At 60.3% G+C, this 12843-nt stretch carries 13 protein-coding genes; all 13 read right to left on the bottom strand.

The genetic code is table 11. The features are described from left to right. Positions 1 to 300 precede the first annotated feature (300 nt). Complete coding sequence (locus tag VGL70_05395; protein HEY3302955.1) at positions 301 to 483, bottom strand: hypothetical protein; 183 nt, start codon at positions 481 to 483, stop codon at positions 301 to 303. A gap of 93 nt (positions 484 to 576) precedes the next feature. Continuing rightward, on the bottom strand, positions 577 to 2370 hold the full coding sequence (locus VGL70_05400) for an aldehyde ferredoxin oxidoreductase family protein (protein ID HEY3302956.1): 1794 nt from the start codon (positions 2368 to 2370) through the stop codon (positions 577 to 579). 1 nt (position 2371) lies between these two features. Further along, complete coding sequence (locus VGL70_05405; protein ID HEY3302957.1) at positions 2372 to 3379, bottom strand: NTP transferase domain-containing protein; 1008 nt, start codon at positions 3377 to 3379, stop codon at positions 2372 to 2374. 18 nt (positions 3380 to 3397) lie between these two features. Further along, a complete protein-coding gene (locus VGL70_05410; protein HEY3302958.1) occupies positions 3398 to 3784 on the bottom strand; it encodes a hypothetical protein in 387 nt (128 codons plus the stop codon). Positions 3785 to 3809: 25 nt separating this feature from the next. Beyond that, positions 3810 to 4673 carry a formate dehydrogenase accessory protein FdhE gene (locus VGL70_05415; protein ID HEY3302959.1) on the bottom strand — a complete coding sequence of 288 codons (864 nt, stop codon included), beginning with the start codon at positions 4671 to 4673 and terminating at the stop codon, positions 3810 to 3812. Beyond that, on the bottom strand, positions 4670 to 4903 hold the full coding sequence (locus VGL70_05420) for a hypothetical protein (GenBank protein ID HEY3302960.1): 234 nt from the start codon (positions 4901 to 4903) through the stop codon (positions 4670 to 4672). The genes VGL70_05415 and VGL70_05420 overlap by 4 nt, the downstream gene beginning before the upstream one ends. Before the next feature lies 1 nt (position 4904). Then, positions 4905 to 5810: an NrfD/PsrC family molybdoenzyme membrane anchor subunit gene (nrfD, locus tag VGL70_05425; GenBank protein HEY3302961.1), complete on the bottom strand. Its 906-nt coding sequence runs from the start codon at positions 5808 to 5810 to the stop codon at positions 4905 to 4907. Beyond that, the gene (locus VGL70_05430) at positions 5807 to 6610 is read right to left on the bottom strand and encodes a 4Fe-4S dicluster domain-containing protein (protein ID HEY3302962.1); all 804 of its coding nucleotides are present in this window, start codon (positions 6608 to 6610) and stop codon (positions 5807 to 5809) included. The genes nrfD and VGL70_05430 overlap by 4 nt, the downstream gene beginning before the upstream one ends. 82 nt (positions 6611 to 6692) lie before the next feature. After that, positions 6693 to 9896, bottom strand: a complete 3204-nt coding sequence (locus tag VGL70_05435) for a molybdopterin-dependent oxidoreductase (protein HEY3302963.1) — start codon at positions 9894 to 9896, stop codon at positions 6693 to 6695. 323 nt (positions 9897 to 10219) lie between these two features. Then, a complete protein-coding gene (locus VGL70_05440) occupies positions 10220 to 11005 on the bottom strand; it encodes a HAMP domain-containing protein (protein HEY3302964.1) in 786 nt (261 codons plus the stop codon). 10 nt (positions 11006 to 11015) lie between these two features. Next, positions 11016 to 11864: a DUF4388 domain-containing protein gene (locus tag VGL70_05445; GenBank protein HEY3302965.1), complete on the bottom strand. Its 849-nt coding sequence runs from the start codon at positions 11862 to 11864 to the stop codon at positions 11016 to 11018. A gap of 129 nt (positions 11865 to 11993) precedes the next feature. Then, positions 11994 to 12146 carry a hypothetical protein gene (locus VGL70_05450; GenBank protein ID HEY3302966.1) on the bottom strand — a complete coding sequence of 51 codons (153 nt, stop codon included), beginning with the start codon at positions 12144 to 12146 and terminating at the stop codon, positions 11994 to 11996. A gap of 131 nt (positions 12147 to 12277) precedes the next feature. Continuing rightward, positions 12278 to 12640 (bottom strand): VOC family protein, encoded by a 363-nt coding sequence (locus VGL70_05455; protein ID HEY3302967.1) that lies wholly within the window; start codon positions 12638 to 12640, stop codon positions 12278 to 12280. Positions 12641 to 12843: the final 203 nt, after the last annotated feature.

A 12843-nucleotide genomic window follows, 5' to 3' on the forward strand; every position in this document is an offset into this window, starting at 1 on the left:
TGGTGATCGCTTATCATCTGCTAACTCGCAAACAAGTTTATTCCGACCTCGGTGTTAACTACTTTGATGAACGTGACCGTCAGGCAGTAACAAAACGCTGCCTCAACCGGCTGCAAAGACTCGGTTACCAAGTCACGTTGGGAGAAATTGCCGATGGCGGCGTGAATTCATTTTCATAAGAGGCACGGAGAACGCGAAGGAGTTTTCTTTCGTTTCGGTCTCTCTCTCGTCCGAAAGCAAGGGAATGGCTTTCTCTGTGATCTCTGTGTCTCTGCGGTGAATAAAAAACGAATCGAGAGATTATTCACTCCCTCTCCGCCCCAGCTTCTCGATCAGAGCGGCGATCTCTTCGAGACGCGCGCGGGCTTCGCCTTCGGCTTTTTTGATCTCTTCGGCGGGCGCGCCTTTGTGGACCGCGTCCTCGTAGTTCGTCATCGCGATGCCGAAGACTTTTAGCAGGCGGCGCGTTTCGTCGGAAGGCATAGACAACTCTGAAAATTAGAGTTTTGGAGTACTGGAGTCCTGGAGTTTTGGAGTTCGGACCCACACCCATTACTCCATTACTCCGCTACTCCATTACTCCATGAGTTTTAGCTCTCTCCGTTTCTCGTCGGGAACCATTCCGTCCTTCGTCCATCCCCTTGCCCGGTAATACCCCTGGATCATCTCGTGCAGCTCGTCCGGCGTTAAGCCTACACCCTGGGCAACGCCGGTGGGAAGAACCTCACTCAACAAACGCTCGGGCAGCCAGTCGTCTTCGGATCGCCAGCCTTCGCGCACGTTGAAGAGCTTCTTCATCGTGTGGATGCGCTCGCCGACGCGCCTCAGCTCCGCGGCGGAAAAATTCCATCCGGTAACCTTTTCGAGAAGCTCCGCCGATTCGCCGTAGAAATCGGTGAAGCACTTGCGGAGAAATTTACAAACGATCAATGAATCCAGCACCGCGGCAAAATCTTCCGAAGCCGCGACCAAGTCGCCGCGTCCCGGATCGGAGCGCAAGCGGTCCACCGCGCCGGAAAAATCGGCTTCATAGGCGCCGGAGCGGTTGTGGCAGGCTCCGCGCGGGCTGACCGCGAGACCCAGAGCCATGGTCTTCAAGCTCCGCGGCTCGTAGCCGGGAAGCTCCAGTCCTTTGACGTGCATCGCCCAATACGAGCTTTCTCCGCCGAGTTGAAGCGCGGCGCGGCGCGAGCCTTCGGCCAACAACTCGCCCGCCCCTTCGCGCCCGGCGATCGCCGAAATCGCGCTGAGAAAACCTTCGGCCTCGCCGAAGCGCAAACGAAGGTCCCCATTCTTTGGTAGGAGTCCGTTCTCGCTGCATTCCATCGCCCAGGCGAGCGTGCCGCCGGTGCTGATGGTATCGAGACCGTACAAATCGCAGAGACGCGCCGCCTGGAGCACCGCCTCGGGATCTTTGATGCCGCAAAGCGGGCCGAGAGCGAACAGCGTCTCGTATTCCAGCCGCTGCTCTTCTCCGTTGATGGATTTGAACAGACGCTCGCAGCGGATCGTGCACGACGCGCAGCCGTGCCGCCGGCTGAAATGATTCTCCGTCAGCGTTTCGCCGCTTAAATTCTCGCTGTCGTCGAAGGTCGATTGCTGAAAATTTCGCGTCGGCAATGTGCCGAGGCTGTTAAACACCGCGAGATTCGCGACCGTGCCGATGCTGCGATATTTTTCCGTGAGCGTGCCCAGACTCGCGCGGCGGAGCCGATCCGCGATCGCTTCCACGCCCGGCGCGTCGGCGACGGAAATCTCCCGGTCGCCGCGGAGCGCGATCGCTTTCAGATTCTTCGAGCCCATCACGGCGCCGACGCCGCCGCGTCCGGCGTGGCGGCCTTCATTGCTGATCGTTGCGAAGCGCACCCGATTCTCCCCTGCTTGGCCGATCGCCGCGACGCGGGTTTCCAGATATTCGGATCGAATCAGCGCTTCGGTCTCGCCCGGACTTTTGCCGCGGAGGTGTTCGGCTTCCCGGATCTCGACGTTGTCGTTGTCGATGAAAATATAAACCATGGACAAGGACCGGCCGGTGATCACGATCGCGTCGAGCCCGACACGCTTCAGTTCAAGCGCGAAGTGGCTCGACGAAAGCGAGTCGGCGATAAAACCCGTCAGCGGCGATTTCGTGACGACGGCAAATTTCGCCGTCGTCGTAAGGTCCGTCCCGACCAAAGGCGCGCTGGTGAAGATCAGGGGATTTTCGGGAGAAAACGGCTCGACGCCCGGCGGCGCGTAGTCGTAGAGGAGACTCGTGCCAAGCCCGATGCCGCCTAGGAACGCGCGCCGGCGCGACTCTTCGAGATCGCGCCGCTGATGTTTCCTGGAACTCAAGTCGATATGAAGCAATCGGCCGTGAAAGCCGTGCATGCTATCCTCCAGCGTCCGCGGCGAGAATGAAGATTTTATCGCCCGGTTTGATCCTGGCGGCAGGATTGCGAACGAAATCCAAACCGTTCAAGTTGCAGGCGTATCCGTTGAACAGCGCGCCGCTCTCGGCGTTGATCACCCGGCCCGCCAGAACCGGAAGCCTTTCTGCCAGCGCCGAAAAGACATCGGAAAGCGTCGCCTCCTGCGGCAGCGACAGAGAAACCTCTTTCGTTTTTGCCAGCAGACGCGGAACGCCGAAAAGCTCGACGGTGCAGGTGAGCGGCGGAGTTTGCCGGCTCTTTTTCCATATCGCCACGGCGGTCTGATATTCTTCCGGGCTGTTCATGTTGAAAAAGCTCAAGCCGTCGGGATCGAAGCGGCGGATTTCCTCTTCTTCGACCTTTCGCGTGCGCACTTTATCGTAGAGAAAAATCGGCCTGAGCTCGCGGCGCTCGAGCTGCTCTTTGAGCAGCGGCGCGACGCTTCTGCGATAAACCGCGCAGAGCGGCTGGAAGCGCTCCTGCCAGTACGGTACGACGACGTCGCAATCTGAAATTTGAGATACGAGATGGGAGATCAGCGACGCGTTGAGGAAGGGAACGTCGCACGAGGTCACGAAGCAGAATTCACCGTGCGCAGCCGAGAGTCCATAATAGATGCCGCCGACGGGACCCTGATAAGCGACTTCGTCGCGAACGATCGTTACGTTGAGTTCATTGGGTTTGTTGGGTTCATTGGGTTTGTTGAGTTTTTGGGGTTGGTTGAGTTCGTTGGCTTGGGAACTCAATAAACTCGATAACTCAAGAAACTGTTGTCCCGGCGCCGCGACGACGACGACTTCGGGAAATAATCGATTCAGAGCGCGCGCGACGTGAACGACGAGCGGCTCGCCGTCGAAAAGAAGCAGGGCCTTGGGACTGCCCATGCGCGAGCTTTTTCCGCCGGTGAGAATGACCGCGGCGGCATTCTTTGCGGATGGACCGTTGTGCACTTCTACGCCCGCTCCCATGATCGCCCGCGGGCCACGTCACTTAATTTCTCTAACATTGGAATGAGAGCTTTCTTGATTCGGATCGGCAACGTCTTCGGACGGCGCTCCCCGATCGAGCCAGGTTCGAAAATCCTTGAGAGAGTGTGCCAAGCGCCATTCTTCGTAAACCGCTCTTGCCATGGCAGCCGCCGGTCCGGTCAGCTCCGGGTCGACGCAGGTCGCCGGATAACTCAGCAGCCAGGCTTCGAACGCCTCCGGCTCGGGGTCGTCTTCGACCGCCCGTTTCAGCAGCTCCCGCTTGACCGTGAGCCCGATCGCGTCGGGCGTTTGATCGCGCTTGCGTCTTTTCCTCCGCCCCTCCGATGCTTCGAGCGCGGCAAGCAAAGCTTTGCAGACTTCCGCGGGGCGCACCGATTCTGCCACGTTTCTTCTCCAGGGGGATAATCTATCACTCGCGGCGGCTTTGTCCACGCGCCGTTACGTCGAGGGAATAGCCCGGTCCTTGCGGGCGCCCATAGCCGCGCTCGATGGCCGCCAGGTCTAGGTCCACGCTCGCGAGATCGTCGAGCATGATCCTGCCGGCAGGGCTCGCCTGGAGGGTCGTGAAAGTTTTTACGTAACCGAGACAGCGCTTGCAGGCTTCGATCGCGCGGCTCGCGCCGGCTTTTTCCGGGATCAGCGAAACGAGCTGGTTGTGGTCGGTCATGCCGCAGTAGGGGCAAGTTAAAGCTCGCGCCTGCCATTCGCCGGCGCAGCGGCCGCAGCGGAGATAGCGGCTCCGCTCGATGCCGCGCACTTCGGCAAAGGCGGGCCAGGCGCCGCACACCGGACAATATCCTTCCATCCAGCTTTTTGCGATCGAACCGCCCCAGCGGCGATTGCAGGCGTGCAGAAAAGGGACGGGAATCAGCGCCGCGACCGCTTGAAACGCCTCCGCGTCGGCGCCGATAGCCGAAGCGATTTCCTTAAGGCGGTCGCCGTCCTGACACAATGAAGCTTCGAACAACGTGATAATATCGAACGAAGCGCGCGCCGCAGGCTGGAGCGTGGCCATCTTCTCGGTGCCGCTCCGGCCGGCGGTGCGAATCAACTCCTCTATCCAGCGGCGGAGTAAATTCCCATCGAGGCCTAGCTTGGCGCCGGACAGAAGCGGAACCTTGCTTTCCTGCGGCTCGGCGCGAGCGGGGACGAGCGAGTCCCAGCGAGCGCCGGCGCTTTCGCCGAGAACCTTCTCGACCACGGTAAGCCAGGGCTCCCACTCAGGACGCTGGCGTCCAAGTTCTTGTAGGGCGGTATCGACCGGCGCCGTCATCGGCGGCTGAGCTGGTCCGCCTGGCGGGCCCCCTCTAAGGACGGATGCTGGCTCTTGATGAGCTTAGGCGTTTTATTGAAGGGATCGGCGCCTTCGTGCATGCGCACGACTTTCCCGCGATTTCCAATGTCCGCGCCGGGGCCGCCGCCGGGCGTTCGGTTTATCTCCGGACTTGCGCAGGCGGCGAGAATGGAAAGAGCGGCTAAAAAAATAATCGGATTGAATCTCACGTCATACTCCTTGGGCCGAGAAGACGATGACCAGGCGAAGAATGAAACCGCCGATCAAGACCAGCGCGGCGGACGCGGTCACGTTGAGATCGCCGAGCCATTGCTTGCGCGAGTAGAGCGCCAACGGGATCAGCATGCCGAAAAGGATGACGCCGATAAAGAGCAAGGCGCCCCAGGCGCTGAGCCATGCGCGAAACACCGGACCGAGGGATATCATGAGGGCGATCAAAACGACGAATTCCAACGCGATGACCCACGCGTCCATGCGGTGCAGCGCGTGCAGGCCCGGCGCCGTCAAACGGGATTTCCTCGCCAGCAAAATCATCAGCGCGGCGGAGATCGAGGCCGCCGAAACGACGAACAGCATGCCGAGGAGCGGGGTGTCGGACCAGATCGGCCGGTTGGTGACGGCAAGCAGGACTCCCGTGTAGCCCGCGACGAAAAACCCCAAAAGACCGCCGATCACGGAAAGTATCGCTCCCAATGGCGACGGCGATCGGAAGCCGCGCGCCGCCGGCCAGCGCAAGCGGCCCGCCTCATGGAGCGCGCTCAGGAATGAAAGCAACGAAAAGATTCCGAAAATGAGGAGCGCCCACGACCCGATTGACATCGGCGACCAGGGCTTGAACATCGGACGAAACGTATGCGACTCGAGCAGCATGTGCCAGAACCGGTCCGGCCGGTTGAGATCGAGAGTGAGAAGGATGCCGCTCAAAATGATGCAGGGAAAAGAAATATAATAGCCGATGCGCGCGAGCGGGCGGTCTTCCGGCCTGCCGAAGAAATCGATCAGGACGGCGAGAAAATAGCAGCCGCCGGCGAGCCCGCCGACGAAAAAGTAAAGGACGATGAACCAGCCCCAGTCCGGCGGAGCGCTGAAGAACGTGCTTGAGGGAACGGTGTTCATGGCCGCTCCTCCCCCGCGTTTGCGCCGCGGTTACGGAAACTGATGACTCCCATGAGGCCGACCACGATCGCCCCCAGGGCGGAGAACCACGAACCCAATTTGAGATTGCGCGAAGGCATCTTGGGATCGGGCGGCAGGCCGTAGACTTCCGGTTTGTCCACCAATAAGTAAAACGAGTTGAGCCCGCCGAGCATTTTGTCGTCCGCGCCGTAGAGATACGCTCTCTTCTCTCCCGTCTGGTGGAGCTGGTCCACTCGTTTCTGCGCCCTTCCCTTCAGCTCTTTGATGGTCCCGAACTGAATCGACTGCGTCGGGCAAGCCTTCGAGCAGGCCGGCTCCAGGCCGCTTTGCAGCCGGTCGTAACAGAGCGTGCACTTCTGCGCGGTGCCGGAGGCGGGGTTGATCTCGATGACGCCGAACGGGCAGGCCGAGATGCAGTCGCGGCAGCCGTTGCAGGTGTCCGATTGAATGACGACCGTGTCGAACTCCGTGCGGATGATCGCGTTCGTCGGGCAGACTTCGAGACACGCGGCGTGAACGCAGTGCTTGCACACGTCGCTCATCAACAGCCAGCGTCCGTCTTTCCGGTCCTCGGTGAACTGTTCGACGAATTTCACGTGGCGCCAATGGATGCCGTCGAGCGCGCGCGTGTTGTCGTAGCTGTCGCCGGAGAGAGTGCCCACGCCGCCGTTGGTGCTGGGGAGCTGGTTCCACTCCTTGCAGGCGACTTCGCATGCTTTGCAACCGATGCACACCGTGGTGTCGGTGTAGAATCCCATGGGTTCAGGTTGAGCAGCCATTTCCCGACCTCCTATGATGAACGCTCACGCACCGCGTTCTTTCTTACTCGCGCCATGCCTGTCCTGAGCTTGTCGAAGGACCTCACGCCTTCTCGACGTTGCACACGAACGCCTTGCCTTCGTGCATCGAGACGTTCGGATCGGCGATGAGGGACGTCAACTCGTTGACGACATCTCCCGTCGATAGACCTTCGTAACCCCAGTGCCACGGCATGCCGACCTGGTGAATCACTTTGCCGTCGATCTTGAACGGCCGCATCCGGCGCGTGACGAGAGCCTTGGCGCGGATCTGCGTGCGCGGGCTGGAAATCTTGCACCAGTCGAGGTTCTTGATGCCTTTCTCCTGCGCCAGCTCGGGGCTGATCTCGACGAAAAGCTCGGGCTGCAGCTCGTTGAGCCACGGCAGCCAGCGGCTCATGCCGCCCGCGAGGTAGTGCTCGGTCAAGCGATAGGTTGTCAGAACATAGGGGAACTTCGGATCGCCCATCTTGGCCAGATCGTTGCCGTCTCCCTTCCAATGCTTATAGACCGGGCTCGTCTGCTGTTTGTAGAGCGAATTGGGGACCGGCGACTCGACCGGCTCATAGTGCGTCGGCAGCGGCCCGTCCACGAGGCCTCCAGGAACGAAAAGCCAACCGAGCCCGTCCGGCCGCATGATAAACGGCGCCGTTCCGGGGAGCGCGTCCATGCCGGCCGCGCCGGGTTTAGGTTTGTCGTTAGGCGGCTTCGTCGCGATGTAGTCCGGAACATCGTAGCCGGCCCATTTCTTCGCCTCCGCATCCCACCAGACCCACTTTTTCTTTTCGCTCCAGGGCTTGCCATCGGGATCGGCCGAGGCGCGGTTGTACATCACCCGCCGGTTCGCCGGCCAGGCCCAACCCCACTGAAGATGGGCACCCGGCTGTCCGGGCGCGTCGGGGATGCGCCTATCGGCGAGCAGCTTACCCGGTCCGGGATAGACGCCCGAGTAGATCCACGATGCGCACGTAGTCGAGCCGTCGTCTTTGAGCTCGCCGAAACCGACGCAGTGGCGCGCGGGATCTTCGGTGAAAAAGCCGTTGATCTCTTTCAGTATCTTCAGCGCCGAAGGCTCGCCCTTCTTGCGCTCGGCTTCGTTCTCGTGCTCATAGTCCCAGACGACGTTTTTCCATCCCTCGTCGCGCGGCGCCGTCGAATTGGCGTAAAGCTTCTTAAGCCGTTTGCCGAGATCGTAGCTGAACAAGGTGTCGGACCGGCAATCGCCGGGGGCCTCGGCGGCTTTGTGATGAAACTGCAACATCCGCTGCGTGTTCGTGAAGGTGCCTTCGAGCTCGGCGACCTGCGTCGCCGGCAAGTAGAACACTTCAGTCTTGATGTCGGCCGTCTTCACCTCGCCGTTTTTGACTTCCGGCGCATTCTTCCAGTAATTTGCCGTCTCGGTGATCCAGTTGTCCTTAACGACCAGCCACTCGAGCTTCCTGAGACCCGCCCGCTCCAGCTTGGCGTTAAGGGAGGTGGCCGGGTTCTGCCCGATGCAGATCATCCCCTTAACCTTGCCGGCGTTCATTGCCGCGAACATGGCCATGTGCGAATGGTCGCCGAGAATCTTCGGATGCCAGTCGTAGCCGAACTGGTTCTCCTTGGTCGCGGCGTCGCCGTACATGGACTTGAGATAGGAGACCATGAATTTCGGCATGTTCGCCCAATACCCCGTCGGTATTAACTCGGTCGCGATGTAATCTTGCAGCGTTTCGTGCTTCCTCAGCGCCGACGGTGCGTTCAGATAGCCCTGGATCGAGTGATAGAGGGTGGGGATATCCGTGGAGCCTTGAATGGACGCGTGGCCGCGGAGCGCCATGACGCCCGCGCCCGGCCGGCCGATGTTGCCGAGCAAAAGCTGCAGCAGCGCGCAGGCGCCGATGATCTGGACGCCGTAGGTGTGCTGCGTCCAGGCGACGGCGTAGGCGAATGAAGTCGTCCGCTCCGCGCCTGAATTGGCCAGGATAGTCTCGGCGATCTTGAGGAACTGCTCCTTCGGGCAGCCGGTGGCTTTCTCGACCATCTCCGGCGTGTAGCGGGCGAAATGCCGCTTGACGATTTGAAACACACAGCGCGGATTCTGGAGCGTCTCATCCTTCAGCACCGGCGGACGTACCAACGATCCTACGAGCGGGGCGAATCCTTCCCCCGGTTTGAGTTCAGGCTTTGCAGCCGGCGCCGCCGCAGCCTTCTCCCGGGCGTATTGCCAGGTCGCTCCGTCGTACTGATTGATAAAACCGTTGAACGGCCATTCGGGTACGCCGCCCTTGGCCGGCGCGAGGCCGGAAAAAACTCCGTTTAAATCCTCGGTATCCTTGAAGTCATCGTTGATGATCGTGGCGGCGTTCGTGTAGTTCGCGACGAATTTCTTGAAGAACGGGTCCTTGTTCCACTTCTCGCTGTCGAGAACGTATTTGATGACGCCGCCCAGAAAGGCGATGTCGGAGCCCGCGCGCACCGGCGCGTAGATATCGGCGACGGCGCTCGTGCGGGTAAACCGCGGGTCGACGTGGATGATCTTGGCGCCGTGCTCGACCTTGGCCTTCATCGGCCAGCGGAAGGCGACGGGGTGGTTCTCCGCCATGTTGGAGCCCATGACGACGATGCAGTCGGAGTCGTACATGCTGCGGGGGTAGAGGGTGGCCGCGCCGCGGCCGAATCGTGTCCCCAGACCGGGGACGCTAGAGCTGTGTCATATCCGCGCCTGGTTCTCTATCGCCACGATGCCGAGGCCGCGCATGAGCTTTTGATGCACGTGGTTGAACTCGACCTCGAGCGTGGCGCCGCCGAGGGCGAAGATGGCGGGCGTCATGTTGACGATTTTGCCGTCGGGGAGTTTTTCAATGAAGGTCTCGTCGCGCGTTTTCTTCACCAGCTCCGTGATCCGGTTCATCGCGCGCTCGAGGTCCCAGACCTCCCAGTCGGCCGTTCCCGGTGCGCGGTGTAGAACCTGAGTGGGACGGTTGGGATTGACGTGAAGCTGGAAGATCGCGGCTCCTTTGGGGCAGAGCGTTCCCTCGTTGTGCGGACTCCGCGGGTCGCCCTCGATGTTGACGATCTGCCCATTCACCGTGTGAATGAGCGTGCCGCATCCGACGGAGCAGTAGGGGCAAACGCTGGGGGTCACCTTTGCGTCTTTGATCCTGAGCTCCTGCGCCCGGGCCACGGTCGGGCCCAGGTTCACTCCCGATCCGACCAGACCTCCCAGCGCCGTGCCGCCGGCTGTGGCGACGGACAGCCGGAGAAAATCGCGTCTCGAAACGTCCATAAAACCTCCTCTGGATCAGCGACGTTAGCGAACGGAAAAGACATCAAGCCACTAGCTCGCCACTATACCAGTCGCTTATCTCTGTCAAGTAAAATTTCAGCCTCTCGTCCGGCCTCTCGATAAGCTAATTTTATAGGCACGGATTGGGAGATAAAACTGGGTACCGTGCGGCGGGCCAAGAAACAAGCATGCCCATCGTTACGCCCGGCAATGGCGGGCTATGGCGCGAGCCCCGGGGCGACTGAGGAGTACTCTTGTCTTGTATTCCGCAGGGAGCGCGGAGGTCGATGAAACGTAGTCAGGTGAGGTTTATTGGCCCGCCGCTAATTAGCCCGACTCAACCGCCAGATCGCGGCCTTCAGACTTGCCCGCATTCGTTCGAGCGAGCGGGCCAACTCGCCGACCTCGTCTTTGGACTCCGAGAAGATCGGCGTCTCCAAATCGCCGGTGCTGATTTTGCCGGCAGCGTCGGTGAGCTGGCGAATAGGATGGATGATGCCGTGCGCCAGGAGAAAGACGAGGATCAAGCTGGCAATCACCGCGGCGGCGACCAGCGCCACTACCGGAAGCACCGTCCCCCTCACCTCTTCATCCACCGCCGCGCTCCAAAAACCCAGATGGACGGAGCCCCATTGGCCGTTTAGGATCGGCGCGCGCGCTTCATAAACGTTTTCCCCGTCATACCTCTGCTGGAGAAATTGGAATTCTCCGCGCTCCCCGGGCGAGACCGGCTGCTGAAGATAAAGCGGAAATGATTTCAAGCTATGGGCCCGCACGCCGCCGGTGCGATTCTCCACGAATACATACGCCACTCCGTCGAGACGGCCGTACCGGGCAACCAGCGCGCGCAGCTCGGGCAACTCTCTTTCCGCGGTCAATCCCGCGGCCGCATCGCTCAGATCGCCCGCGATCGCCGCGATCCTGCGATCGATTTGCGTGCGCGCCGCGTGGCTCATGGACTGATAGACCAGCGCCACGACGAACAATCCTAGAACGACGATCAAGGCGCCATAGGTGTAGGCGATCCGCCACTTCAAACTTTCATGCCAGCGCGAAACGACTGAGAGAAGCAGTTTCCCGTTCCTCGGCGCAATCGGCGTCTCCGTCATGATGTCCTCGCTAGAGAGTAAAGCTGTTGTTGTTAGGCGGCGCCTTGAGAGTGCGAATCTCGTCGCTCATTCTCTGCTGAAAGCGGACCTTGAGTCTCTTGTCCGGAATGACCTGGCTCACGGACTCGACCAGCTCGACGATCCGGCTCTTGGGAAAAGCTTCCGCAGTCGCCCCGAGCGCGGCGATCTGGTCGCGCACGACGACCGAAGCGATCGGCCCCGACACTTCGGCCAAGCCGTGGACCATGCGGTCGAAAAATCCCTGGGGAACCGGATCCGCGACCGGTTTGTGCGCCGCCACGTCCGGCGCTGCCGCCGGCCGCGCCGCGCCGGGCGCGAGCTCGACGAGCCCTTCGCCATGAAGAGCGCAGATGATCTTGGCCGCGTCGAAATACGGCAGGCGAACCGTCTCCGCGATCGACTTCACGCTGCGCGCGCCGTTGACCCGGCTTAGAACTCTCCACTGCTCCGGCGACAGAGTGACCGGCGCGGAGCGACGATCTCCCTCGGCTATGCGAAATACCGAGTTCTCATTCGGAACCACTCCCTGGATCCGCTCCATTTCCTGCGACACCGTCGTCAGCTCCGACAGGAGGTCCGCGGTCGATCGGCCGACTGTTTTTCGTGGAACGGGGGCATCCTTGACCAGAACGAAATTGCCCTCCGTCCAGCTCAGCGGATAAAAAAAGGCCTTTTCTCCCTCACCCAAAGGAGATGCGGCATGGATGGCCTCTCCTTTGTCGAAATAAATCTCCACCGTTTCCCTGCCTCGAGAAAGCTTTAAGAGGCCGGTCTTCTTAGCCAGGATACATAGTTGAAGAACGTCGCTCTGGCTGATTTGTGAGAAGGCGCCTTGCATGGTCTCCTCCTGTTATGCCGTGACTCGCGCTGAGGCCCGGTGATTACAAATCCATTTCCTTCGCCACCGATTGGAAGACGAACGCGAAAAGGAAAGCCACGATAATTCCCAAAACCACGATCCAAACCATCACAACAACCACATGGCGACGTAAAAGATAGCGACGTACAAAACTGTCGCCGCTAAAGCCCAGGCCAGCGTGTCGACAGCGACCGGCAGCCAGGTTTTGCCGCGCACGGCGAAGCTCCACGGCCCGCCCTTGGCAAGAATGTTTCTCAACACACCTTCCCCCCTCTTAAAGGTGTAAAATGTAGGGCGCGAAACAACAATGAGGGGAATACCTGATTCCTGAGTGGAAAATCACTGAAAAGACGGCGGGCTGATGGTAGATGGTAGATGGAATTTTTTCAGTATCAATCAGAATGGAGGGCGACGCGATTCCCTTCGCTGTCCATCACAATCGCCCGGTGCCCGTAAGGCCCGATCTGATGTTTCGGTTGAACGATTTTGCCGCCATTCTTCTCGACGGCGGCGATCGCCTCATCCAACCGGCCGTTGGCGTTTAGATAAAGCAGCGGGCCCTTGGTTGAAGGCTCGTCGGTTTCGCTCTTAAAAAGACAACCTCCGACCTCTCCTTCCTGATGAGGAAGAACGCCGATCGACATGCCGGGCACTTCTTCCTTCTTCACCGGCGCGGCGAGGACGGCCGAATAAAACTTGATCGCGCGGTCGAGATCTTTCACTGGGATATCGACCCAGACGACTTGATTGGCCATGATTACGCCTCCCCATTCAACGATTCAGCGCTAGGCGGCGCACTTCGACAAGCTCAGTGCAAACGGATTTAGGGAAACCGCCGTTCGTGGTGAGCCTGTCGAACCAGGACGGCGCTGGAGATCCAGTGCCAGAACGAACTTCGCTATCTCGTCACGGCGCCTTCGGATGCGGAAGAGACCAGTTTCGCGTACTTCGCCATGAC

It is taken from the genome of Candidatus Binatia bacterium (genome assembly GCA_036504975.1).
Lineage (GTDB): Bacteria > Desulfobacterota > Binatia > UBA9968 > UBA9968 > JAJPJQ01.